The 22,301-nt window shown below is 70.6% G+C and carries 22 protein-coding genes; 8 read left to right on the top strand and 14 right to left on the bottom strand.

Annotated features, from left to right (window positions below):
- Nucleotides 1-26: 26 nt before the first annotated feature.
- Nucleotides 27-860 (bottom strand): MBL fold metallo-hydrolase, encoded by an 834-nt coding sequence (locus AB0I04_RS32720; protein WP_360893189.1) that lies wholly within the window; start codon nucleotides 858-860, stop codon nucleotides 27-29.
- A gap of 67 nt (nucleotides 861-927) precedes the next feature.
- Here AB0I04_RS32720 and AB0I04_RS32715 point away from each other — a divergent pair, with 67 nt between their 5' ends.
- A complete protein-coding gene (locus AB0I04_RS32715; RefSeq protein ID WP_360893187.1) occupies nucleotides 928-1,524 on the top strand; it encodes a TetR/AcrR family transcriptional regulator in 597 nt (198 codons plus the stop codon).
- 16 nt (nucleotides 1,525-1,540) lie between these two features.
- On the opposite strand, the gene AB0I04_RS32710 is transcribed toward AB0I04_RS32715, so the two are convergent.
- Nucleotides 1,541-2,464 (bottom strand): NADP-dependent oxidoreductase, encoded by a 924-nt coding sequence (locus AB0I04_RS32710; RefSeq protein WP_360893229.1) that lies wholly within the window; start codon nucleotides 2,462-2,464, stop codon nucleotides 1,541-1,543.
- A 113-nt stretch (nucleotides 2,465-2,577) separates the two neighbouring features.
- Here AB0I04_RS32710 and AB0I04_RS32705 point away from each other — a divergent pair, with 113 nt between their 5' ends.
- Together AB0I04_RS32705 and AB0I04_RS32700 are read left to right on the top strand one after the other, a co-directional pair.
- Nucleotides 2,578-3,594, top strand: a complete 1,017-nt coding sequence (locus tag AB0I04_RS32705; protein WP_360893184.1) for a helix-turn-helix domain-containing protein — start codon at nucleotides 2,578-2,580, stop codon at nucleotides 3,592-3,594.
- A 219-nt stretch (nucleotides 3,595-3,813) separates the two neighbouring features.
- Nucleotides 3,814-4,275, top strand: a complete 462-nt coding sequence (locus tag AB0I04_RS32700; RefSeq protein WP_360893181.1) for a hypothetical protein — start codon at nucleotides 3,814-3,816, stop codon at nucleotides 4,273-4,275.
- Between the two features lie 5 nt (nucleotides 4,276-4,280).
- Here the strand turns inward: AB0I04_RS32700 and treZ are convergent, their stop codons facing one another.
- From treZ to glgX, 3 genes are read right to left on the bottom strand one after another with little or no spacing between them, the layout of a single operon-like run.
- A complete protein-coding gene (gene treZ / locus AB0I04_RS32695; RefSeq protein WP_360893178.1) occupies nucleotides 4,281-6,005 on the bottom strand; it encodes a malto-oligosyltrehalose trehalohydrolase in 1,725 nt (574 codons plus the stop codon).
- On the bottom strand, nucleotides 6,002-8,275 hold the full coding sequence (gene treY, locus AB0I04_RS32690) for a malto-oligosyltrehalose synthase (RefSeq protein ID WP_360893175.1): 2,274 nt from the start codon (nucleotides 8,273-8,275) through the stop codon (nucleotides 6,002-6,004). Before treY ends, treZ begins: the two co-directional genes overlap by 4 nt.
- A complete protein-coding gene (gene glgX, locus AB0I04_RS32685) occupies nucleotides 8,268-10,361 on the bottom strand; it encodes a glycogen debranching protein GlgX (RefSeq protein ID WP_360893172.1) in 2,094 nt (697 codons plus the stop codon). Before glgX ends, treY begins: the two co-directional genes overlap by 8 nt.
- A 134-nt stretch (nucleotides 10,362-10,495) precedes the next feature.
- Between glgX and AB0I04_RS32680 the strand changes: the two genes are divergently transcribed.
- The 3 genes from AB0I04_RS32680 to AB0I04_RS32670 all read left to right on the top strand — a co-directional run bounded on the left by AB0I04_RS32680 (nucleotide 10,496) and on the right by AB0I04_RS32670 (nucleotide 12,680).
- On the top strand, nucleotides 10,496-10,720 hold the full coding sequence (locus AB0I04_RS32680) for a (2Fe-2S)-binding protein (protein ID WP_360893169.1): 225 nt from the start codon (nucleotides 10,496-10,498) through the stop codon (nucleotides 10,718-10,720).
- A gap of 205 nt (nucleotides 10,721-10,925) precedes the next feature.
- Entirely contained in the window at nucleotides 10,926-11,405 is a 480-nt protein-coding gene (gene bfr / locus AB0I04_RS32675) for a bacterioferritin (protein ID WP_360893166.1), read from the top strand.
- Nucleotides 11,406-11,498: 93 nt separating this feature from the next.
- Nucleotides 11,499-12,680, top strand: a complete 1,182-nt coding sequence (locus AB0I04_RS32670; RefSeq protein ID WP_360893163.1) for a DUF2786 domain-containing protein — start codon at nucleotides 11,499-11,501, stop codon at nucleotides 12,678-12,680.
- A gap of 36 nt (nucleotides 12,681-12,716) precedes the next feature.
- On the opposite strand, the gene AB0I04_RS32665 is transcribed toward AB0I04_RS32670, so the two are convergent.
- Nucleotides 12,717-13,556 carry a helix-turn-helix transcriptional regulator gene (locus AB0I04_RS32665; protein WP_360893160.1) on the bottom strand — a complete coding sequence of 280 codons (840 nt, stop codon included), beginning with the start codon at nucleotides 13,554-13,556 and terminating at the stop codon, nucleotides 12,717-12,719.
- A gap of 102 nt (nucleotides 13,557-13,658) precedes the next feature.
- Between AB0I04_RS32665 and AB0I04_RS32660 the strand changes: the two genes are divergently transcribed.
- Nucleotides 13,659-14,366 (top strand): SDR family NAD(P)-dependent oxidoreductase, encoded by a 708-nt coding sequence (locus AB0I04_RS32660; protein ID WP_360893158.1) that lies wholly within the window; start codon nucleotides 13,659-13,661, stop codon nucleotides 14,364-14,366.
- Between the two features lie 80 nt (nucleotides 14,367-14,446).
- Complete coding sequence (locus AB0I04_RS32655; RefSeq protein ID WP_360893155.1) at nucleotides 14,447-14,875, top strand: hypothetical protein; 429 nt, start codon at nucleotides 14,447-14,449, stop codon at nucleotides 14,873-14,875.
- Nucleotides 14,876-14,965: 90 nt separating this feature from the next.
- On the opposite strand, the gene AB0I04_RS32650 is transcribed toward AB0I04_RS32655, so the two are convergent.
- The 8 genes from AB0I04_RS32650 to AB0I04_RS32615 all read right to left on the bottom strand — a co-directional run bounded on the left by AB0I04_RS32650 (nucleotide 14,966) and on the right by AB0I04_RS32615 (nucleotide 22,200).
- Nucleotides 14,966-15,355 (bottom strand): arabinofuranosidase catalytic domain-containing protein, encoded by a 390-nt coding sequence (locus AB0I04_RS32650; RefSeq protein ID WP_360893152.1) that lies wholly within the window; start codon nucleotides 15,353-15,355, stop codon nucleotides 14,966-14,968.
- Complete coding sequence (locus tag AB0I04_RS32645; protein ID WP_360893149.1) at nucleotides 15,352-15,939, bottom strand: GAF domain-containing protein; 588 nt, start codon at nucleotides 15,937-15,939, stop codon at nucleotides 15,352-15,354. The genes AB0I04_RS32650 and AB0I04_RS32645 overlap by 4 nt, the downstream gene beginning before the upstream one ends.
- Nucleotides 15,940-15,999: 60 nt before the next feature.
- Nucleotides 16,000-16,581 carry an ATP/GTP-binding protein gene (locus AB0I04_RS32640; protein ID WP_360893147.1) on the bottom strand — a complete coding sequence of 194 codons (582 nt, stop codon included), beginning with the start codon at nucleotides 16,579-16,581 and terminating at the stop codon, nucleotides 16,000-16,002.
- On the bottom strand, nucleotides 16,562-16,927 hold the full coding sequence (locus AB0I04_RS32635; RefSeq protein ID WP_360893144.1) for a DUF742 domain-containing protein: 366 nt from the start codon (nucleotides 16,925-16,927) through the stop codon (nucleotides 16,562-16,564). Before AB0I04_RS32635 ends, AB0I04_RS32640 begins: the two co-directional genes overlap by 20 nt.
- A 2-nt stretch (nucleotides 16,928-16,929) precedes the next feature.
- Nucleotides 16,930-17,361, bottom strand: a complete 432-nt coding sequence (locus tag AB0I04_RS32630; RefSeq protein WP_360893142.1) for a roadblock/LC7 domain-containing protein — start codon at nucleotides 17,359-17,361, stop codon at nucleotides 16,930-16,932.
- 31 nt (nucleotides 17,362-17,392) lie between these two features.
- The gene (locus tag AB0I04_RS32625; protein WP_360893139.1) at nucleotides 17,393-18,727 is read right to left on the bottom strand and encodes an ATP-binding protein; all 1,335 of its coding nucleotides are present in this window, start codon (nucleotides 18,725-18,727) and stop codon (nucleotides 17,393-17,395) included.
- A 473-nt stretch (nucleotides 18,728-19,200) separates the two neighbouring features.
- Nucleotides 19,201-21,021: a helix-turn-helix domain-containing protein gene (locus tag AB0I04_RS32620; RefSeq protein WP_360893136.1), complete on the bottom strand. Its 1,821-nt coding sequence runs from the start codon at nucleotides 21,019-21,021 to the stop codon at nucleotides 19,201-19,203.
- Nucleotides 21,022-21,192: 171 nt separating this feature from the next.
- Nucleotides 21,193-22,200, bottom strand: a complete 1,008-nt coding sequence (locus AB0I04_RS32615; RefSeq protein ID WP_360893133.1) for a DUF4331 family protein — start codon at nucleotides 22,198-22,200, stop codon at nucleotides 21,193-21,195.
- Between the last annotated feature and the right edge of the window lie 101 nt (nucleotides 22,201-22,301).

The following is a 22,301-nucleotide window of genomic DNA, read 5'->3' as shown; positions in this document are numbered from 1 at the left end:
CGCCGTACCGGACAGTCGATGAACGATCAGCCCGCTGGAGCGAGACGCGCGAAGGCCCAGGGGTCGTGGGCCGAGAAGACATCGACCTCGTCGCCGTGGTCGCGCAGGAGTTCACGGAGGCGGGCCTGGTTGGCGACCCGGAGCGGCCGGTCGATCTCCGTGATCTCCTCCAGCGCCTCCCACAGGGGCATGGACCAGCGGTCGTCCGGCTCGATCTGCCCGTGGTGGTAGAACGCGTCGCCGGCGTGCAGGAGCCATCGGTCCCCGTCCCGTACGGCCACCGCGCAGTGCCCCTCGGTGTGTCCGGCGAGCGGGATCAGCAGAATCTCCGGGGGCAGGCCGTCGAGTTCGACGGCGTCGAACCCGAACCAGGACTCCCCCTTCCGCGACTCGTAGGTCCTCCAGTGCGGGCGATGCGCCCAGTGCGCGGGCCGGTAGCGCAGGGTGTGCTCGGGGTGCGCGCCGGTCGCGGCCATGGCGGCCCGGTACTCCGCGTCGTGTACGTGAACGGTGGCCTGCGGGAAGTCCGGCAGCCCGCCGCTGTGGTCGAGGTCGAGGTGGGTCAGCACGATGTGGCGCACGTCGTCGGGCGAGTGGCCGAGGCGCCGGATCTGCCGTACGGCGGTCTCCTCCGGGTCGAGCAGCGCCTGGGTCCGGTCCAGGAAGGTCCGGCCGAGGGTCTCCTCCGGGCGGTCGACGTCGGGCGTGCCGAATCCGGTCTCGACCAGGACGAGACCCGCGGCGTCGGTCTCGACGAGCAGGCAGTGGTTCAGCGCCCGTGCGGGTTCCAGGCGGTGGTCTGCGGCGTCGGCGGGGTCGATCTCGCGCATCGATCCGCAGTTGAGGTGGTGGATCTTCATGGTGACCCCTTTAGCTACCGAACGATCGTTCGTGTTTAGCGAACGATCGGTAGGTTAAGCTGTCCCCATGAGCCCGCGCAAGTCCGCCGTCGAGACGGCCGCCACCCGGACCCGGATCATCGAGTGCGCCCTGACGCTGGCCTCCGCCGAGGGGCTCGAAGGCGTCACCATCGGCCGGCTCGCCACCGAGCTCGGGATGAGCAAGGCCGGAGTGATCGGCCATTTCGGCACCAAGGAGGCGCTCCAGCTCGCGACGCTCGACGCCGCGATCGAGAAGTTCCGCGACCGGGTCCCGGCGCGCGTCGCGGGTGCCGAGCCCGGGGCGGATCGGCTGGCACGCGCCTTCGGGGAGTGGATCGCGTACATGGCGGACGACGGCCACGGCGGCTGTTTCCTCACGTCGGTCGCCACCGAGTTCGACGGGCGTCCCGGCCCCGTCCGGGACGCCGTGCGCACCGCCCTGTCCCGCTGGTCCGACTACGTGGCCGCCGAGCTGCGGACGGCGGTCGACGCCGGTGACCTGCCCGCAGGCACCGACGTCGATCAGCTGGTCTTCGAGCTGGGCGGCGTGGCGCTCGCCGCGGGCCAGGCCATTCAGCTGCACCGCGACCCGGCGGCCCCCGCCCGCGCCCGCCGCGCCGTCGACCGCCTGCTCGGCCGATGAGCCCCGACCCGGATCGTCAGGGAGCCACCGTCAGCACGATCTTGCCGGTGGTGCGGCCCGTCTCGCCGTGTTCGTGGGCCTTGGCGGCCTCCTCCAGCGGGAACACCGAGTCGATCGCTGCACGCAGCCTCCCCGCCTCGGCGAGGGCGGCGATCTCCTTCATCGCCGCGTAGTCCGGCTCGACGAGGGTCCAGCCGGCCTTGATGCCGCGCTTCTCGGCCGCGGCCAGCAGGTCGTCCTCGACCGGCGGCACGTACGACACCAGGGTGCCGCCGTCGCGAAGGGTCTCCAGGGACCGGGGACCGTAGTCGCCGCCGATCGTGTCGAGCACGACGTCGACGTCCCGGACCGCCTCGGCGAAGTCCGCCTTCGTGTAGTCGACGACCTCGTCGGCGCCCAGACCGCGCACGAACTCGTGCTTGGCCTCGCGGGCGGTACCGATCACGTACGCACCCTTGAGCTTGGCGATCTGCACGGCGAGGTGGCCGACCCCTCCGGCGGCGGCATGGATCAGGACCCGCTGCCCCGCCTGGACGCCCGCCGTGTCGACCAGTCCCTGCCAGGCCGTCAGCGCGGCCAGCGGCAGCGCGGCGGCCTGGATGTGATCGATCCCGGCGGGCTTGCGGGCGAAGTGGCGCGGCGGCGCGGTGACGTACTCGGCGTACGCGCCCGCCGGATGCGGGAAGCGCGGCATCCCGAACACCTCGTCCCCCGGCTCGTACAGCGTCACGCCGGGGCCGACCGCCTCGACGACGCCCGACACGTCCCACCCGAGGCCCGGCACCGAACCGCCCCCCGCGCGGGTCTTCCAGTCGGCCGGGTTCACGCCGGCCGCGTGCACCCGGACCAGGACCTCGACCCGGTCCGGCTCCGGCCGCTCGACCTCGGCGATCCTCAGCACCTCCGGGCCGCCGGGTCCGTCCTGCACGATCGCCCGCATGGTGTTCATCGAGTCTTCCGTTTCTTCTCGTGGTCGTTCCGACGGACCAAGCCTCGGGCCGCCGCCCGCCGACCGGGAGTGGCCATATGGACATCGTGTGAAAGAATCTGGCCATGAGCCTTCCGCCGGGGTCTCCCCACCGCGTGGCCGTCCTCGCGTTGGACGGCACCGTTCCGTTCGAGCTCGGCATCCCCGGGCGGATCTTCGGCGCCGCGTACGGCCCGGACGACGAGCCGCTCTACGAGGTCGTCACCTGCACGGTGGACGGCCGGCCGGTGCGCACGCACGCCGACTTCTCGATCGTCGTCGACCACGACGCGACGGCGCTGGCCACCGCCGACACCGTCGTCATCCCGCCCTTCGGGGCATGCCAGCCCATCGACCGGCTTCCCGAGGAGATCGCGGCGGCCCTGGCCCTGATCCGGCCGGGCACCCGCATCATGTCGATCTGCACCGGTGTCTCCGTGCTGGCAGCGGCGGGGCTGCTCGACGGCCGTCCGGCGACCACCCACTGGAATGAGGCGGCCGAGTTCCAGCGACGCTTTCCCCGGATCCGGCTCGACCCAGATGTCCTGTTCGTCGACGACGGCGACGTGCTCACCTCTGCCGGGGCGGCGGCGGGCACCGACCTGTGCCTGCACGTCGTGCGCCGCGACCACGGCAGCGAGGTCGCCAACCGGGTGGCTCGCCTCGTCGTCGTCCCGCCGTGGCGAGACGGGGGTCAGGCGCAGTTCATCGAGCGCCCGGTGCCCGAGCCGCACGACGAGGGCACCGCGCCGGCCCGCGCCTGGGCGCTGGAGCACCTCGACCGGCCGATCACGCTGCCCGAGCTCGCCGCGCGGGCCGGGATGAGCGTGCGGACGCTGACGCGCCGGTTCCAGGAGGAGGTCGGCATGAGCCCCGGCCGATGGCTCGCCCGGCAGCGGGTGGAGCTGGCGCGGCACCTGCTGGAGACCACCGACCTGCCGGTCGACCAGGTCGCCCACCGGGCCGGCTTCGGCACTGCCGTCTCGCTGCGCCAGCACCTGCACGCGGCGATCGGCGTGTCACCGATGGCCTACCGCCGCACCTTCCACCCACAGGGCGACGGCGCGCCCGTCCCGGCGCACGCCGCCGGTGGAGCCTCGTAGCGGCCGCACGCGGGACATTGACCCTCGTACGGGCCGTTCTGGGCGAACAGCACGTCTACGGCAAGGTCACCTCATCGAGGATTGCCGAGGTACCAGCCGAAAAGACCAGTCTCTATCCGGTCTTCTTGGTCAAACAGCACGTAGGGGCGACGGCCGCTCGACTACGGTGACGGGCGTCCTGATCAGAATCAGCCCGGCCGCATCCAGTGAGCGGAAAAGATGACAGAGCAATATCCAGGCGCCGTGCCGCCCTCGCCGAATCACCCTCAGACTCCGCCTGCCGGCCCATACCAGGGCGCTCCACAGCACGGTGGCTTCCAGCCGCCGTATCCGAATGCGCCTGATCAGGGTCCCTACCAGCAGAACCCGCAGTACCCGAACCCGCAGTACCCGAACGCGCCGCAGCCGTACCAGGCTCCGCCCCAGAACGGGCCGTACCAGCAGAACCCGCCCTTCCAAGGCGCGCCTTATCAGGGGGTCGATGACCGGGAGCGCCGCAGGGCCACACGGACCATCGGCATCGGCGCGGTGTTCTTCGTGATCGGGTTGCTCATCACCGTGCTCACGTACTCGAACGCCTCTGGGAGCGGCGGGGTCTACATCGTCGCCTGGGGACCGATGCTCTTCGGGGGCATCCGGGTGATCATCGGCTTGGTCCTGCTCGCCAAGAGCAATCGGTAACGAGGTCACTTCCGGCCCCGGCCGGGCGTTCGCAGGACGGCGATGGACTCGCCCGGGAGGCGGCCCTCGCCCGCCTCGGTGAAGGAGGCGAGGAGCACGTCGCCGTCCGGCAACGGCAGCGGGTCCGCGCCCAGATTGGCCGCGATCCGGAGCGAACCACGGTGGACGACGAGCCACGACTCGCCGTACTCCACCGCGACCTCGGTCAGGCGGGGGTCGGTGAGCTCCGGCCGGGCGCGGCGCAGCGCGATCAGCGCGCGGTACCAGTCGAGCAGCTCCCCGTGGCGTGACTCCCTGGGTTCGGACCAGTCGAGGACGGAGCTGCGGTAGGTCTCCGGGTCCTGAGGGTCGGGGACGTCGCCTGCGACCCAGCCGTGGTCGGCGAACTCCCGGCGCCGCCCCTCGCTGACGGCCCGGGCGAGCTCGGGCTCCTGGTGGTCGCTGAAGAACCGCCACGGGGTGCGGGCGCCCCACTCCTCGCCCATGAACAGCATCGGCGTGAACGGCGCGGTGAGCAGCAGGCCCGCCCCGACCTTGAGCAGGCCCGGGGACAAGGACGCGGAGATCCGGTCGCCGGTGGCGCGGTTGCCGATCTGGTCGTGGTTCTGCAGGAAGCCGAGGAAGCGGTGGCCGGGCACGCGGAGCGTGTCGACCGGCCGCCCGTGCGTGCGGCCTCGGAACGACGACCACGTCCCGTCGTGGAAGAAGACCCTGGTCAGCGTCTTGGCCAGCGCTCCCGGCACGCCGAAGTCGGCGTAGTAGCCCTGCCGCTCACCGGTGAGCAGCGTGTGCAGGGCGTGGTGGAAGTCGTCGCTCCACTGCGCGTCGAGACCGTACCCGCCCGCCTCGCGCGAGGCGACCAGGCGCGGGTCGTTCAGGTCGGACTCGGCGACGAGGAACATCTCCCGGCCCGTCTCGGCGGCGAGCCGGGACACCGCCTCGGCCAGTTCCTCCAGGATGTGGACGGCGCGCTGGTCCCGGATGGCGTGCACGGCGTCGAGCCGCAGCCCGTCGACGTGGAAGTCGCGCAGCCACATCAGCGCGTTGCCGACGATGAACGCGCGGACCTCGTCCGAGCCGGCCTGGTCGACGTTGACGGCCGGACCCCAGGGCGTCGCGTAGGCGTCGGTGAAGTACGGGCCGAACCGCCCGAGGTGGTTCCCGCTCGGGCCGAGGTGGTTGTGGACGACGTCGAGGACGACGGCCAGGCCGCGCCGGTGGCAGGCGTCCACGAAGCGTTTCAGCCCGTCCGGGCCGCCGTACGGGTCGTGCACCGCCCACAGGTGGACGCCGTCGTAGCCCCAGCCGTGCCGTCCGGGGAAGGCGGCCACGGGCAGCAGCTCGACGGCGTCGACGCCGAGGTCGACGAGGTGGTCGAGACGATCGATGGCCGCGTCGAACGTGCCCTCGGGGGTGAAGGTGCCGACGTGCAGTTCGTACAGCACGCTGCCCGGCAGCGGCCGCCCTCTCCATCCCTCGTCGGACCAGGTGAAGCGCTCGTGGTCGTACGTGCGGCTGAGTCCGAGCACGCCGTTCGGCTGCCAGGGCGAGCGCGGGTCCGGGAACGGTCCATCGCCGTCCAGCACGAAGCCGTAGTCCTGTCCCTCGGGGCCCGCGTCGATCCGCGCCGTCCACCAGCCGGGCCGCCCGGCGGGCGTCATGGCGTGCCGGATCCCGCAGGTCTCCACCTCGACCGTCTCGGCGGCCGGGGCCCATACCTCGTACGTCACGGAGCCTCGATGAGCACGGCGACCGGGAGCAGGAGGAGCAGCCCGCTCAGCTCCAGACCGGAGGGGTACGACTGGTCGGTGAGGACGTCGTGCCAGGGGCCTCCGGGCAGGTCGAGATGGGTTCCGCCCCAGCCTCCGCGCCGTTCGAGGGCCGCGGGCAGGCGTGTCGCGACCATGACCGCGCCGCCGCGCCGGAACGCCACGGCGTGGGCGGCCGCGGGACCGGTCACCGTCACCGGCTCGTGCCCGGCGTCGAACCAGTCCGGGTGCCTCTCGCGCAGCCGCAACAGCCGCGTGGTGATGAGGAGCTTCTCGCCGTCCAGGTCGGCGGGGGTGGTCCCGGCGTCCAGGTCGGCGAGCAGTTCCCGGCGGCGGGCGTAGTCGACCGGCCGCCGGTTGTCTGGGTCGACGAGGGACAGGCCGGTGAGCTCGCACCCCTGGTACACGTCGGGCACGCCCGGCATCGCGAGCTGCACGAGCTTCTGGCCGAGCGAGCCCACACGCGCGTACGGCGCGATCCGGTCGACGAACCGGGTGACGTCCGCGGTGAGCGCCGGGTCGGCCAGGACCGCGTCCGCGTGGGCCAGGACCGCCTCCTCGTACGCCGGGTCGGGGTCCGTCCACGACGTACGGGTCCTGGCCTCGCGCATCGCCTTCGTGAGGTACTCCCTGAGCCGGTCGGCGGGCAGCGGCCAGGCTCCGACGATCGTCTGCCACATCAGGTAGTCCAGGTCGGGCTCCAGGGGGCTCTCCGGCGCCCGCGACCGCCAGCGGCCCACGGCGGCGACCCACTCGTCCGGCAGCTCCGACAGGACGGCCAGCCGCGCCCGTACGTCCTCCTGCCGCTTGGTGTCGTGCGTCGACAGCGTCGTGAGCGTGCGGGGCCGGTCGGCGGCGATCCGCGCGCAGTAGGCGTGGAACTCCTCCGGCGAGACGGCGAACCGCGTCGGGTCGCCGCCCACCTCGTTCAGGGCGGCCAGCCGGGACCAGCGGTAGAAGGCGGTGTCCTCGACGCCCTTGGCGGTCATCGGCGCGGACGTCTGCTGGAACCGTACGGCGAACTCGTCCCGGACCGCGTCACGGCCGCCGAGCCCCAGTACGAGGGGGATGACCTTGTCGAGCAGGACACCGTCCGGGAGCACCGCGCGGGCCTCGGCCGCGGCCTGGGCGACGATCTCCAGGGCCTGCGCCGGGGGTTCCTCGCCGGGCACGATGTACGCGCGGTACACCGGCATCGCGACGAGCAGCTCGACCAGGACCTCCCGCAGCGCGTCGGGGTCCTCGTCCGGCAGGACCCGGGTCAGCAGCTCGGTCAGGCGGCGCACCTCCGGCACGAGGATCCGGTCGGCGGCGAACCGCCGGGCCGCGCGCTCGACCTCCGTGAAGTCGGCGGGGCCGCCGGTCAGCGCGGTGTACGCCTCGGTCAGCGGTTTGTCCCCGGCCGGGTCGACGAACAGCCCGCCGACCATGCCGAGCGCGTCGTACCCGGTGGTGCCGCCGCACGGCCAGTCGGCGGGAAGCGTCTCCTCGCCGACGAGGATCTTCTCGGCGACCACCCAGCCGCGGGGCCGGTCGAGACGCCGCAGGTAGCCGCGCGGGTCCGCGAGCCCGTCAGGATGGTCGATCCGCAGGCCGTCGATCAGTCCCTCGTCGACCAGCCGCAGGATCACGGCGTGGGTCGCGTCGAAGACCTCCGGGTCCTCCACCCGCAGCCCGATCAAAGTCGAGATGTCGAAGAAACGCCGGTAGTTCAGGTCCGGCTCGCGCCAGTGGGTCGCGCGGTAGCGGCCCCCGCGCGGGAAGACGTGGTCGTGGTAGCGCAGCACGTCGCCGTCCGGCCGGGGCTCGTCGTCCGGCGAGCCGAGTACCGGCACCACGATGACGCCCTGGGACCAGTCGACGTCGAACCACCGGGCGTACGGGGAGTCCGGCCCCTGTCGCAGGACGTCCCAGAACGCCCGGTTGAGGTTCTCCGGCGCGGGGATCGCCATGTGGTTCGGCACGATGTCCACGATGATCGACAGGCCGTGCGCCCGCATCCGGGCCGCCATCGCCCGGAAGCCATCCTCCCCGCCGAGGTCGTCGGAGATCCGCGCGTGGTCGATGACGTCGTAGCCATGGGCGGAGCCGGGGACGGCCTGCAGGATCGGCGACAGGTACACGTGCGAGACGCCGAGCGCCGCCAGGTAGCCGGCGAGCTCGCCGGCCTCGGCGAAGCCGAACTCCCGGCGCAGCTGCAGCCGGTACGTCGCGCTCGGGTGCCTAGACACGCCGCAGCACCTGCATCGAACGGGCCTCGACCAGCACCTTCTCGCCGGTGCTCACCACCGGCCGGTCATGGTCGTCGTACACCTCGATCGGAGCCGCCGTGTCCAGCACGCCGGTCCACATCCCTCCGCCGGTGTCGGGCAGCGCGAAGTTCAGGTCGAGGTCGGCGGCGTTGAACAGCAGCAGGAACGAGTCGTCGCGGATCGGCTCGCCGCGCCGGTCCGGCTCGGCGATGCGGTCGCCGTCGAGGAAGACCGTGATCGCCTTGGCGTACGGGGTCTGCCAGTCGGCGTCGGTCATCGGACTGCCGTTGGTGGAGTACCAGGCGATGACGCCGTCGCCGGTCGGGAAGCGGCGGCGCCGGAACACCGGGTGCTCGCGGCGCAGCTCGGTCACCCGCCGCACGAACGCCCGCAGGATGTCCTGCTCCGGCGAGTCGGACCAGGTCATCCAGGAGATCTCATTGTCCTGGCAGTAGGCGTTGTTGTTGCCGCGCTGGGTACGGCCGGCCTCGTCGCCGTGGGACAGCATCGGCACGCCCTGGGACAGCAGGAGGGCGGTCAGCATGTTCCGCTTCTGGCGCTCGCGCATGCCGATGACGTCCGGGTCGTCGGTCTCGCCCTCGACGCCGTGGTTCCAGGAGCGGTTGTCGTCCGCGCCGTCGCGGTTGCCCTCGCCGTTCGCCTCGTTGTGCTTGCCGTCGTACGAGACGAGGTCGTGCAGCGTGAACCCGTCGTGGCAGGTGACGAAGTTGACCGAGGCGATCGGGTGCCGCCCGTCGTCGGCGTACAGGTCGCTGGATCCGGTGAACCGGCTGCCGAACTCCGGGAGCCGACCGTCCGCCCCGCGCCAGTAGTCGCGCATGGTGTCGCGGTACTTCCCGTTCCACTCGGTCCAGAGGGCCGGGAAGTTGCCGACCTGGTAGCCGCCCTGTCCGACGTCCCACGGCTCGGCGATCAGCTTCGCCTGCGACACGATCGGGTCCTGCTGGACCAGGTCGAAGAACGCCGACAGCCGGTCCACGTCGTGGAACTCCCGCGCCAGCGCCGACGCCAGATCGAACCGGAACCCGTCGACGTGCATCTCGGTCACCCAGTACCGCAGCGAATCCATGATCAACTGCAGCGCGTGCGGCTGATGGACGTTGATGCTGTTGCCTGTGCCGGTCGTGTCCAGGTAGTACTCCGGCGCGCCGTCGACGAGCCGGTAGTAGTGGGCGTTGTCGATGCCCCGGAAGCCGAGGGTGGGCCCCAGGTGGTTGCCCTCGGCGGTGTGGTTGTAGACCACGTCGAGGATCACCTCGATCCCCGCCTCGTGCAGGGTCCGCACCATCAGCTTGAACTCCTGCACCTGTTCGCCGAGCTGCCCCGTGGAGGAATACCCGTTATGCGGGGCGAAGAAGCCGATCGTGTTGTAACCCCAGTAGTTCCGCAGGCCTTTCCTCAGCAGGACGTCGTCGTGGACGAACTGGTGCACCGGCATCAGCTCGACCGCCGTGACGCCCAGCTCCCGGAGGTAGTCGATCACCGCCGGGTGGGCCAGGCCCAGGTACGTGCCGCGCTGCGCCTCGGGGATGTCCGGGTGCAGCTTCGTCAGGCCTTTGACGTGCGCCTCGTAGATGATCGTCTCGTGGTACGGCGTGCGGGGATACCGGTCGGTCATCCAGTCGAAGTACGGGTTGATCACCACGGACTTCGGCATGTGCGGGGCGCTGTCGTCGTCGTTGCGGGAGAACGGGTCGCCGAACCGGTAGGAGAAGACCGACCGACCCCAGTCGACCTCGCCCTCGATCGCCTTGGCGTACGGGTCGAGGAGCAGCTTGGCGGGGTTGCACCGCTGTCCCTGGCGGGGGTCGTACGGGCCGTGCACCCGGTAGCCGTACCGCTGTCCGGGGACGACGGAGGGGAGGTAACCGTGCCAGACGAAGGCGGACGTCTCAGGGAGGTCGAGGCGGGTCTCGCGCCCTTCGTCGTCGAACAGACAGAGCTCGACTCGTGTGGCCGTTTCGGAGAACAGTGCGAAGTTCGTGCCTGCGCCGTCGTAGTGAGCCCCGAGAGGATAGGGATCACCCGGCCATACGCGTATCACATGGGTTGAGCTTCCCTGCCGTGATCGTCTCACACGCGGAATTACATACCGGTTTGCACCGCTAACCGGCGGTGTGTCGCCACCCACATTGCCAGCCACGCACACACTGGGTTAGCTTAGGAGAGCCTTACCTAATGGATCAAGTGAGAGGCTCTCCCCCTATGTACGCATGTGTCTGCCACGCCGTCACGGACGATGACGTGCGCGGCCATGTGAGGGCCGGAGCCTGCTCGGCCAAGGACGTCCGCACCGCCTGCGACATGCGCCCCGGCTGCGGATCCTGCGTGGGCCGCATCCGCGACCTGATCGAAGAGCACTTCGCCGACCGCGTCGACGCTGTCGCCGCCGCAGCGGCCTGATCACGGACCGTCACCCGCAACGGCCTGACCGCCGACGGCCGCCCGTAGAGGCTTGACGCCGGACGTCGCCTGCGGCGGCCAGATCGCGAACCGTCGCCCGCGGCGGCTTGACGGTGGACCGGTCGGCGCCCGAGTCGCGCCCGTGGTGGCTCGACCGCGGGTCGGTCGGCTCCCTGAGCCCGCCGCCATGCAACGATGCGTTGGTATGGACGGTGACAGGGACATCATCGGTCTGCTCAACGAGCAGCTCACGGCCGAGCTCACGGCGATCAACCAGTACTTCCTGCACGCCAAGATGCAGGACAACTGGGGATTCACCCGGCTCGCCCGCCACACCCGTGCCGAGTCCTTCGACGAGATGCGGCACGCCGAACGCCTGACCGACCGCATCCTCTTCCTCGAAGGCCTGCCGAACTACCAGCGCCTGGGCTCGCTGCGCATCGGCCAGAGCGTGCCGGAACAGCTCCGGTCCGACCTCGCCATCGAGATGGAGGCCGTCGAACGCCTGCGCCCCGGCATCGAGCTCATGCGCTCGCGCGGCGACGTCACCTCCGCCCGGATCTTCGAGGACATCCTGGCGGACGAAGAGGAGCACATCGACTACCTCGAGACGGAGCTCGAACTCCTCGAGAAGCTCGGCGAACCCCTCTACCTGCAGCGCTACGCCGAGCCCCCCGAAGACTGAGCCGATCCCGCCGATGGGCCAGGGCGCGAGCGAGCCGAGGATGAGCCGCCCGGTGACCGACGCGCCGACCGGCCCGGGCCCGGCGAGCCGGGGATGAGCCGTCTGGTGACCGACGCGCTGACCAGCGGCGTCACGGCCTGCTGGCGGCTCGGCTGGCAGCCGGCCGACCTGGTGCGCCACGCGGTCCGTACGCACGGCAGGCGGGCCGGCCGGATGATGACCGACGCGATCGCCGCCGCCATGCGCGCCTACCCGGCGGCGACCGTCGACGACCGGTGGTGCGGCCAGCTGGCCGCACTCGGCGCCGAGGTCTGGTGGGCGCGGGACGAGGCGTACCTGACCGCGTGGGCGGACCGCCACGGTACCGACGAGGCCACGGCGACCCGCTGCGCCCTCCAACTGATCACGTTGCTGCGCGGCCTCCCCCGCCTGGAGTCCCTCGTTCCGCCGCCGGGCGAGGCCCGGCGTTCAACGGGCGGCGACCAAGCCGGGTACCGGGCCACCGGCCAGGCCGGGGACCAGACCGGAGACCAGGCGGCCGGCCGGGCCGGGGACCGGGTGGCGGGCCGGGCCGACCGGCGAGCGCTCGACCGGATCCGGGCCCTGCTGGCCAAGGCGGAGTCGACGGAGTTCCCCGACGAGGCGGAGGCGCTTACCGCGCGGGCCCAGCAGCTGATGGCCCGGTACCGCATCGACCAGGCGCTCCTGGCCGCGCGGTCCGGTGAGGTCCGCACAGGCGGCCAGGCGGCCGGGCCCGTCGGCCGCCGCCTGCCGATCGACGCGCCGTACGAATCCCCCAAAGCGGCCCTCCTGGGCACCGTCGCCGAGGCCAACCGGTGCCGTGCCGTCTGGACCCGGGCCCTCGGCTTCTCGACCGTGCTCGGATTCCCCGCCGACCTGGACGCCGTCGAGTTGCTGTTCACCTCACTCCTCGTGCAGGCGGACTCCGCGCTCGCCCACGAGGGCCGCTCCGGCGGGCGCTCCCGTACCCGTGCCTTCCGCCGGTCCTTCCTGGCCTCGTACGCCGCTCGTATCGGCGAACGCCTCGCCGAGGCCGCCGACGCGGCCGAGCGCCGGGCCGCGGCCGAGATGCCCGGCACCGACCTGCTGCCGGTCCTCGCGACCCGCGACCAAGCCGTCGACGAGGCGATGCACGCGATGTTCCCCCAGCTCACCGGCCGCCGGATCACCCCCGGCATCGACCGGGAGGGCTGGCTGTCCGGCCAGGCCGCCGCCGACCGCGCCGACCTCGGCGCCCGGCGCCCGATCCACTGACCTGCCGCCCCCGGCGACCGATCCGATGCCGCACCACTACTCGACGAGTGCCTGGGTGCCGAGCACGGTGAGCAGGGCGAGACGTTCGGCGTCCTCGGTGCCGGGCTCGGCCGTGTAGATCATGATGCGCAGGTCGCTGCCCTCCACGGTGAGCACGTCACAGTCCAGCGTCAGGGGGCCCACCCGCGGATGATCGATGGTCTTGCGCGCGGACTCGTGGTGGCCGACGGCGCCGGAATCCCAGAGTTCGGCGAACCGGTCACTGTTCGCGCGCAGTTCGGCGACGAGCCGCCGTAGGCGCTGGTCGGCCGGGTAGCGGCCGGCGGCCGCGCGCAGGTCGGCGGCCAGCGCGGCCTCGAACTCACGGCGGCCCTCCGGCGTGTGCCGGACCCGGCTGCCCGGGCCGATGAAGTTCCGCCACACACCGTTGCGCTGGTGGCCCCGCCAGCCGGACGGATCGCCCATCAGCGCCGCGTACGGCGGGTTGGCGAGGAGCAGCGTCCAGGACGCGTCGTACACCGCGACGGGCGTCCCGGCCAGCCTGTCCAGCATCCGCTGGACGCTCGGCGGGATGTACGCGGGCACCGCTTCGGGGCCCGGCGGCACCAGCCCGGCGAGCCGGAACAGGTGTGCGCGCTCGGTCCCCGACAGCCGGAGTGCCCTGGCCAGGGCCTCGACCACCTGCACCGACGGGTTGGCCGCCCGGCCCTGTTCGAGACGCGTGACGTAGTCGACGGAGATCCCGGCCAGCAGGGCCAGTTCCTCGCGGCGCAGCCCGGGCGCACGCCGATGCCCGCCCGCCGGCATCCCGGCGGCCTCGGGCGGGACACGATCGCGCCAGCGGCGCACCGCCTGCCCGAACTCCGTCGCCGTCATGGCCACCAGTCTGCATCGCCGGCGACGAACCTTCCTGGTACCGATGGTCCCAGGAAGTCAGGGCCACTGGCAGACCGCATCGCTCCGCCGCAGTCTGGAGTCATGACGACGACACTCATCACAGGAGCGAACAAGGGCCTCGGTTTCGAGACCGCCCGCCGGCTCATCGCGGCCGGCCACACCGTCTACATCGGCAGCCGGGACGCCGAACGCGGGCGCCGGGCCGCCGAGCGGCTGGGCGCGCGGCTGGTCCAACTCGACGTCACCGACGACGCTTCCGTCGCCGCCGCGGCGAAGGCCATCGAGGCCGACGGCGGGCTGGACGTACTGGTCAACAACGCCGGCATCGAAGCGCGCGGCGAGGGGAACACGGTGATCGGCGCGGCGGACGTGACCGCCGACGCCATGCGACAGGTGTTCGAGACCAACGTCTTCGGGGTGGTCCGCGTCACCCACGCGTTCCTGCCGCTGCTGCGGCGGTCCGCCTCACCGGTGGTGGTCAACGTCAGCAGCGGCCTGGGCTCGCTGACCCTGGTCACCACGCCGGACACACCCACGTACGCCTACCCGGGCATCGCCTATCCGGCGTCGAAGGTCACGGTCAACATGATCACCGTGCAGTACGCCAAGGCGTTCTCGAACATGCGGATCAACGCCGTGGAGCCCGGTTACACCAAGACGGACCTGAACGGGAACACGGGCACGCAGACCGTCGAGGAGGGCGCCGAGATCATCGTCCGCATGGCGCAGGTGGGCCCCGATGGCCCGACCGGAGGCTACTTCGCCGCCGGCGGCCCCCTCCCCTGGTAGGACCGGGAGTCGACGGGCGTCTCCAGGACGGCGTGGCGTTTTCCCACACAAGTGATCACAATGTGCGACGATCGGGAACCATGGGACTCGATGTTTACGCCGTCCGCCCGGGAGATCCGACGGTGACGGGGCACGACACGCTGGAGACGCCCGTCACGTGGGAGTGGGATGGCCCTGCCGACCTCGACCCGTTCGAGGACATCCCCCGCGACTTCCCCGAGGGCCTGTTCTGGCCCTCCGACGGCGACTTCACCGGATTCCGCGGCCAGGTGTACCGGGAGTGGGTCAGTGGCACCCTCGGCATGAACCTGTACGAACTGCACGACCCCGCACAGGTCCGCGACCTCGACGGGCGCCTGGCCCGGTGGCTGACCGACGCCCTCGCCGCAGGCACGGACAAGGTCCAGCTGGACGGCGCCACGGTCGTCCCGCTGAGCGGCATCGAGGCCCTCGCCGCTTTCGTACGCGCCGCCGCCGACCAGGGCCTCTGGCTCTTCCCCGACTCCTGACCACGGTCATGGCGCGGCGCACGCCACGTGAAGGTCGTGACTCACGCGGTGTGCGCCGTCGGTGCGTCCGGGTGGCGGGCCGTCTTGGGGTCAGCGGTAGCCGGCGGCGACGATGTTCGCCTGTACCGCGCCGTACTCGCCTTCGGACTGGTCGCCGGTCGCGATGCCGTTCGTGCGGTCGTTGCGGTAGCCGGTGCCCGCGGCGACGTACACGCCGTAGGCCTTGTGGCCGCCCACGGTGGTGGGTGCCGCGGTCGCGTTGGCCAGGTTGTCCGGGCCGCCGGCCGCTCCGCCACCGGGTGCCTGGGTCAGGTTGTTCCCCCGGCCGGACTGGTCGTAGATCGTCGTGATGACGCAGCTCGTGCCGGCGCAGAAGGAGTCCTGGGCGGCGGCGTCGGCGACCCCGCCCGCGGACGGACGGTTCATGACGCCGCTGGTCACGACGGGTGGACGCCGCGGGCGCAGGCGTGTGGATTTCATCTTCTTTCGGCGGTCCGCCCGGCCGTACGGGTTCCGGGACCGTTCCGTAGGCTGGCCCGCTGCTCGATCCTTTTCACGAGTGCGGCGGCCCGCGCCTTGATGAACGCGACTCCCTGCGAACCCCAATCGTGGGGCTTGGTGTCCACGACGCAGATGGTGCCCAGGGTTTCGTCCTGGTCCATCAGCGGGGCGCCCAGGTAGGCGCGTACCCCGATTTGGTCCACCACCGGATTGCCGGCGAAGAGGTGGTAGTCCATTACTTCGTTCAGCGCCATGGCGTGCTTCCGCGTCACCACGTACATGCAGTATCCCTCGTCACACGCCATTGTCCGGAATGGATCCGTCCTCGGGTCGACGCCCCGGTCGAGCGAGGACGGGTACAGTCCGGCGAAGTACTGTCGTTCCGGGCCGATGATGTTCACCATCGCGAAGGGCGCATCCAGATCCTGGGCCAGGGCGCGGGCGAATTCATCGAACTCGGGATCGGGCTCTTCCCGGATGCCCAGTTCCTGTAGCCGGGCGGCACGGCGATACGCGTCCGTGTCTATGGGAGACACGAGACGGCGGGTGGGGGGAAGACTCATCACGAACTCCTCAAGAAATCATCAAATAGCGCAGACTGCCGGTGCGGAAGCTCACATGGTCTAGGCGGACGGGACGTACACGGTGGTGAGGAGGTGCTGGATCAGGGACCGGAGGACCGAGGTCGCGGAACGGGGGTCCCTCGCGTCGCACAGCACGATCGGCACGCCCGGGCCGAGTTCGAGCGCTGCTCGCACTTCTTCAGGGACGTAGTGGAACGCGTCGTCGAACTCGTTGACCGCGATGAGGAACGGGATGCCACGGCTCTCGAAGAAGTCGACGGCGGCGAAGGATTCGTCCAGACGACGGGTGTCGACCAGGACAATGGCGCCCAGCGCTCCGGCGGACAGCTCGTCCCACATGAACCAGAAGCGCTCCTGTCCGGGGGTTCCGAACAGGTAGAGCACGATGCGGTGCTGATCGATGGTGATGCGGCCGAAGTCCATGGCCACGGTCGTCGTCGACTTGTCCTCCGTCCCGCTGAGGTCGTCGACGCCCGCGCTGGCCGCGGTGATGAGCTCTTCCGTGTTCAGCGGCTCGATCTCGCTCGTCGCGCCGACGAAGGTCGTCTTTCCGACGCCGAAGCCACCCGCTATCAGGATTTTGACCTGGGTGGGGAAAGCGTCAGATTCGTTGTAGGCCATCGAGCAGCTTCTCCAGTAGGGCCCGGTCGACGGCGCCGGCCAGGCTGGGCGGGGCTTGGGTGGCGATGGCTCCGCAGTCCACCAGATCAGCGAGTAGAACTTTCGTGACGACTACCGGAAGGCGTATGCGTGCCGCGACCTCGGCGACCGAGAGCGGCGTATGGCACAGTTCGAGCACCCTGACGTGTTCTGGATCGAGGTCCGGGCTGGCCCAGCCGGTGCTGGCCACCAAGGAGAGCAGATCCAGGTCCACGGTGGGGCGGGTGCGGCCCTCGTTCACCGTGTACGGGCGGATCAGCGGGCCGGCCGCGTGGTCGATCCAGACCTCATCGTCACTGGCTGCCATGTTCATCGGCTTCGATCAGCAGGGGCGGCGGACGGTGCGCGGGCCGCCGTGTCCAGGAAGGGCCGGACGGCTTTGATCAAGCGCGCCACCTCGTAGCCGACGACGGCCGGGTCGGCCTCCCCCTTCGCCAGCACCGCGAGAACCGAGTTGAAACCGGCCCACGAGATGAACAGCTGGCTGGGGTGGAGTTCGGCTACGACCTGGCGGACTTCGCCCCGGCCATCGAATTTGGTACTGGCACTCCGTGCCATGGAGAAGAGCCCGGAGGCGAGTGCCGCGAGATATTCCGAGCCGGACCGGTCCAGGCCGTGTGCGGCTTTCACCATTCCGTCCGAGGACAGCAGCACACTGCCCCGAATGTCCGGGACTTCCTGGGACAGGTTCTTCAGCAGCCAGGCGAGATCCGTCGACTGGTTCGGCGAGACGGCGCTCAATTCGGGTTCCTTCCAGATTCGTGATCTTCTTTTAAGCCGTTCCACCCGGCTCGCCCGTCAGATCCTCGTCCCGGCCGCTGCGAATCCCTTTCCGGAATGCCGCCATCAGCCCGTGGTTGTGGCTGACATCCGCGTCGTCGTCCCGCGGCGCGGGAGCGTTCCGCAGTTCGGGGACCAGGTTGGCCTGGGCACGACGTCTCGGCAGTTCCGGGCGCCGATCATCGTTCGCCGGAGATGCGGGGGCGGGCTGTCGATCCGTGTGCCGGACGGACGCGTCGGCACTGCCGTCCTGCCACGCCTCGGACCGGCCGCCGGGCCGGACCCCGGCGGCCGATCCCGTTGCGGAGAGAGGTTGCGACGAGGTGAATGCGCCTGATGCCGTGGTTGACGAGACCGGCACGGGCGCGGGCGGGGTCGCCGGTTGACCGCTGCTCTTCGGCGGTTCCGAACCGATCAACTCGTTCGGGATCACGACCACGGCCTGCGTGCCGCCGTAGATGTTCGTCTGCAACCTGACGGCGACATTATGGCGTTGCGAGAGAGCGGCTACGACGAGCAGGCCGATACGTCCCTCCTCCACCAACGCGTCGGTGTCGATGTGCTCCGCGCCGGCGAGGAGGTCGTTCAGCCGGTGCTGAATCTCCCGCGCCATGCCGAGGCCGCGGTCCTCGATCTCGACGACCAGGCCGGCGGTCACGGCTCCGGTGCGGAGGTAGACCTGCGTTTCCGGAGGCGAGAACCTGGTGGCGTTCTCGACGAGTTCGGCGAGCAGATGGATGACGTCCGCGACCGCGCCGCCGTCCAGTGTGCCCTCGACCGGCGGCACCACCTTGACCCGGCTGTAGTGCTCGACCTCGGCGATGGCCGAGCGCAGTACCTCGTACACGGTGACCGGCCTGCTCCACTGACGCCGTGGGGCGCCCCCACCGATCACGGCGAGGCTTTCGGCCTGCCGACGCAGCCGCGTGGCGAGGTGATCGACCCTGAACAGGCCCTTGAGGAGATCCGGATCCTCCACCTGGTTCTCCAACTCGTCGAGTCCCTGGATCGCCCGGTGGGAGAGCGTCTGCATCCGCCGCGAGAGGTTGACGAAGACCTCGACTCGCTGCGCGGGACCGCCGTCGGGTTTCGGGCCCGCCGCACTGACGAGAGCGTTCCACGCCTCCTCATGCGCTCTCTGCAGCTCATGCGCGAGGTACGTCACCGGGTCGGCGGTCGTGGCGGCTCGGGGGCCGACGCCGCGGGGGGCGGGAACCTCGCCGGCCGCGATGCGCTCTGTCAGGACCCGCAGGTCCTCCCGGCCGCGAGAGACCAAAGGCGTGAGTTCGCCGAGTCGCCGCTGCAGGTCCGCAGACCCTATGGACAAACTGGCAATTATCCTCCGTTCTCGCCGAGCCGCCATACCCGCCGCGAGAATTGCGCCAGAGATGACGACCGCCGCTCCCACAGCGGCGATGACGAGAGCCGGCCGCTCCTTCGACGGCGAGGCCCCCATCCCGATAAGTCCCATCACCGCGGCCAGCCCCACGAACGCCATGAGAATTGCGGGAACGACGGAAACACCCAGCTGGAAGGTGCGAGTGTCGATCGGTCGATGTGCCCGGCGACCACGCGACCTGGCGTGACGCCGGGGGTCTCGGCGTTCGGGGGTGATAGGAGGCAGGTGAAGGTCGGACAATCGTCATCCTTGGTGCGAGGGCCGGTCGGCATGGGCTGCTTCGCCGCGCCTGCGAACTGCCACGGTCAGACCGTAGGAGAGGGTCGGCGCTCCAGCCAGGGTCACTTCGCACGGTGAGCCGCCGGCCTGGTGACGAAATGCTGCGTCAGATAGGGATCCGGTCAGCCGTCGTACGCCCTGAGGGCGAACCACATGTCATAACGTGCCGAGGGGCCGCGCAGCAGCGAGCGCTCAAGAATCTCCTCGACCCGGCCGAGTCGCTTCCGCGTCCCGGGCACCGAGATGCCGAGCGCCGACGCCGTCGCTTCGAGACGGCCGTCGTGGTCCAGCCACACGCGCAGCGTCTGCAGCAGGGGCCCTCGGCCGCCTTCCAGCAGAGGCGAGACCTGCAGCCGACTCCAGTGACGTACGTGGGGATCATCAAGGAGCACGTCGACGGGTACGGGATCGCCGCCGCCCGCGCCGTCGAGGACGCGCAGCGCCAGGTGCAGCCTCGCCTGGGTCGGGAGGTCATGCAGCGGACTGCCGAGGAGTCGTTCGATATGACGCAGCCGTGCCGCCAGCGTGTTGCGGTGGATCTTCATCTGACGTGCGGCGCCGCCGTAGAAGTCCAGCCACGAGCGGAGGGTGGCGGTCAACTCGGGCCCGTCGGGATCCTGAGCCCGGTCGGGGCGGTACTGAGACAGTGGCCCGAGCGCCTCCCGCGCCCACGCCTGCGCGCGAGGGCGCAGGAGTGCGGCCAGATCACCACGCGGACTGAACCGGCTGTAGCGCCCGGCGCTGCCACGCGCCACGGCGAGTGCGTGGAACGCCTGCGAATATCCCGAAGCGATCTCCCGAAGCGCGACGATGCCGCTGCAACCGATGTGGATGCCGCCGGAGCAGGCGGCAAAGGTCCGCAACGCCTCCTCCTCCGCCTCGGTGACTTCGTCGGCGGCTGGACCAATGACGATGACGTGCCCGGTGTAGACCGGACACCGAACGATCCACGCCCGGCCGCCCGACACCCGGTTGAAGTACGCGCCGACGCGGCCCTGGACACCGGGCGGACATTCCACGATATAGACGCGCACGCTGTCGGCGAGCGGAGGCCCGAGCGCCCCGGAGACCCGGCGAGCGGCTTCGACCTGACCGACCATGAGCAGATGGAGCACCGCCTCGCGGGTATGCGCCTCCGCCTGATTCAGGCGGCGTCCTTGAAGATCGGTGACATCCACCCGCCGCCGCAGCTCCACGAGGCGTGACGCGTCCATGATCAGGCTGCGTACGGCCGGAGAGAACCGCTGCTCCCTCGCGACGACGAGTATCGTGCCCGCTTCTCCTTCGCCGAGCGACTGAATGTGAACGACGCCGGTGCCCAGATCGGCGGCGGCGGCTCGGACCACGCCCTTCCGCACCCGCTCGAGGTCCTGGGCGACCTGGTCGAGGACGTCGCCGGGAAGGCGGGGAAAGGCGTGCAGCGGTTCGCCGGTCTGATCGAGCAGCACGACGCTTCCCCCGACCTGCTGTGCGAGCCGACGTACGAGGCGCTCCAGGCCGCCCGGCAGTGTCGCGTCCCGGTGCAGCTCCCGCAGGTTCGTGGCATGACGGTGGTCGTTCTTCCGCTCCTCCCGGAGCACCGCTGTGACCGCCGCCCACACGTGGGACGGGTCATCGGATGCGGCCAGCAACGGGATGCGATGGCGACGCGCGGACTCGGCGATGTCGGCCGGGTCCGTAACGCCACCGACCAGGACCACACCGGCGGCGCCGATCTCGCCGAGCCGCCGCACGGTCTCGGCCACGTCACCGCGCGTTTCAGCACGAACAGAAAGGATCACCAGGACGCCCGAGAGCGCGGCCAGGTCCGCGTCCGGCCATCCCAACGGATCCCCGTCGGAGAGCACGACCGCGGACTCCACCTCGGCGGTCTCGTCGACAGGCTCCACAAGGAGCCGCAACCTGGGCTCGAGCTGGTGCACAAGAGCGCTGAGCGTCGGCACGCGAATCCTCTTCTTCCACGGCCCACCGCATCCGACGCGCAGTCCGCTGCGCGACCGCCGGTCGACCGGCCGGGCGCCGCAGGCCGGCGTCACAGTGGTGCGAAGCAACCGGTCGCTCTTTCGGTCCGGCGTCCGCGCGGATAACGGTAGTCCCCGCCCGAACGGCCGGCGTCACACCGCCGGAGCCAGGTAGGGGAAGTCCGCGCCGGGGACGCCCGCCGCGGACCGGGCGTCGATGCCTAGTGGGACGGCCCTGTTCAGTACCAGGGAGAACATCACCTCCGGTACGCATTCGGTGAGGCCCCGCCCGTTACGGCCGGCGAACCCGAAATCGGCCGTGGTGCCGAGCCTGTACCGGAGGATGTCCGGAAAGAGGGCGTCGGCCACCCGCTGCGCGTGTGCCGCCGGGTCGTCGCTGGTTCCCATGGCCGTGACGACCTTGGCGACCAGATGGGCGACGAGCGGGCCGTGCACCATCCTGTCGTGGCTGGGATGGGTGGTGTTGTAGTCGTCGGCACGCTGAGAGTCGTCCGGATTGAAGATCGTGTTCACCAGTGGAGTGGCGCAGCGATTCACCTGGCCCCAGCCGCCCGCGTCGGTCGCCAGCGCCGTCGTTCCCCAGAACCCGATCTCGGACGTATCGAACGCCTGGTCCGGAACCTCCATGACGATCGCGCACACATTGGTGCCCGCGAAAAGGTTCGCCGACGTGCTGTAGTCCACGGCGGACGGCTCGAACGGCGTTCCGTTCGCGACCGCGTGTTTGACCGCGCCGACGACGGTCCCGTTGATGTAGAACGGGTCCGCCGCCGGGCCCGCCCAGATCCGCGTCCCGTCCGCCCCGCGGATCTCCCGGCCGGTGCGTCCTTGGCCCACGACGACTCCGGGGGCGGTCCGATCGCGCGCGTCGGCGCCGTCCAGTCGTCGTACCTCGAATGCCTGATCACCATCGGGTTCCGGGTCCCGGAAGGTCACGACGTACGTGCGATTCTCGATCGCGTCACCGTCCGTGTCGATCCTGAACTCGTACCGGCCCTCCGGGTGGAAACCGCCAGATCCGGAAAGCGGGTTCACGTTCATGATGAAGACGGTCCCGCTCCCGCCGCGGAAGATGTACACATCGCTGATGTCGAGGCGGGGATCCTGACGGGCGAGTGGCGAATCGAGATGGTGGGACATCACTACTCCGTCACTGGGGGTACGAGGGGCTATTCCGCCGGGAACCGGTCCGCTCGACGATAGGTCGTACGTCGGAGCGACGACCAGATTTACCTTGCACA

Source organism: Actinoallomurus sp. NPDC050550 (assembly GCF_040655075.1).
GTDB lineage: Bacteria > Actinomycetota > Actinomycetes > Streptosporangiales > Streptosporangiaceae > Actinoallomurus.
The sequence above is the reverse complement of the archived record's forward strand: the minus strand, read 5'-3'. Positions and strand labels throughout refer to the sequence as shown.

What these genes read in the sequence shown, in the direction of transcription:
- AB0I04_RS32720 (WP_360893189.1), bottom strand. Translation starts at nt 860, where the DNA reads ATGAAGATCCACCACCTCAACTGCGGATCGATGCGCGAGATCGACCCC.
- AB0I04_RS32715 (WP_360893187.1), top strand. Translation starts at nt 928, where the DNA reads ATGAGCCCGCGCAAGTCCGCCGTCGAGACGGCCGCCACCCGGACCCGG.
- AB0I04_RS32710 (WP_360893229.1), bottom strand. Translation starts at nt 2,464, where the DNA reads ATGCGGGCGATCGTGCAGGACGGACCCGGCGGCCCGGAGGTGCTGAGG.
- AB0I04_RS32705 (WP_360893184.1), top strand. Translation starts at nt 2,578, where the DNA reads ATGAGCCTTCCGCCGGGGTCTCCCCACCGCGTGGCCGTCCTCGCGTTG.
- AB0I04_RS32700 (WP_360893181.1), top strand. Translation starts at nt 3,814, where the DNA reads ATGACAGAGCAATATCCAGGCGCCGTGCCGCCCTCGCCGAATCACCCT.
- AB0I04_RS32680 (WP_360893169.1), top strand. Translation starts at nt 10,496, where the DNA reads ATGGATCAAGTGAGAGGCTCTCCCCCTATGTACGCATGTGTCTGCCAC.
- bfr (WP_360893166.1), top strand. Translation starts at nt 10,926, where the DNA reads ATGGACGGTGACAGGGACATCATCGGTCTGCTCAACGAGCAGCTCACG.
- AB0I04_RS32670 (WP_360893163.1), top strand. Translation starts at nt 11,499, where the DNA reads ATGAGCCGTCTGGTGACCGACGCGCTGACCAGCGGCGTCACGGCCTGC.
- AB0I04_RS32665 (WP_360893160.1), bottom strand. Translation starts at nt 13,556, where the DNA reads ATGACGGCGACGGAGTTCGGGCAGGCGGTGCGCCGCTGGCGCGATCGT.
- AB0I04_RS32660 (WP_360893158.1), top strand. Translation starts at nt 13,659, where the DNA reads ATGACGACGACACTCATCACAGGAGCGAACAAGGGCCTCGGTTTCGAG.
- AB0I04_RS32655 (WP_360893155.1), top strand. Translation starts at nt 14,447, where the DNA reads ATGGGACTCGATGTTTACGCCGTCCGCCCGGGAGATCCGACGGTGACG.
- AB0I04_RS32650 (WP_360893152.1), bottom strand. Translation starts at nt 15,355, where the DNA reads ATGAAATCCACACGCCTGCGCCCGCGGCGTCCACCCGTCGTGACCAGC.
- AB0I04_RS32645 (WP_360893149.1), bottom strand. Translation starts at nt 15,939, where the DNA reads ATGAGTCTTCCCCCCACCCGCCGTCTCGTGTCTCCCATAGACACGGAC.
- AB0I04_RS32640 (WP_360893147.1), bottom strand. Translation starts at nt 16,581, where the DNA reads ATGGCCTACAACGAATCTGACGCTTTCCCCACCCAGGTCAAAATCCTG.
- AB0I04_RS32635 (WP_360893144.1), bottom strand. Translation starts at nt 16,927, where the DNA reads ATGGCAGCCAGTGACGATGAGGTCTGGATCGACCACGCGGCCGGCCCG.
- AB0I04_RS32615 (WP_360893133.1), bottom strand. Translation starts at nt 22,200, where the DNA reads ATGTCCCACCATCTCGATTCGCCACTCGCCCGTCAGGATCCCCGCCTC.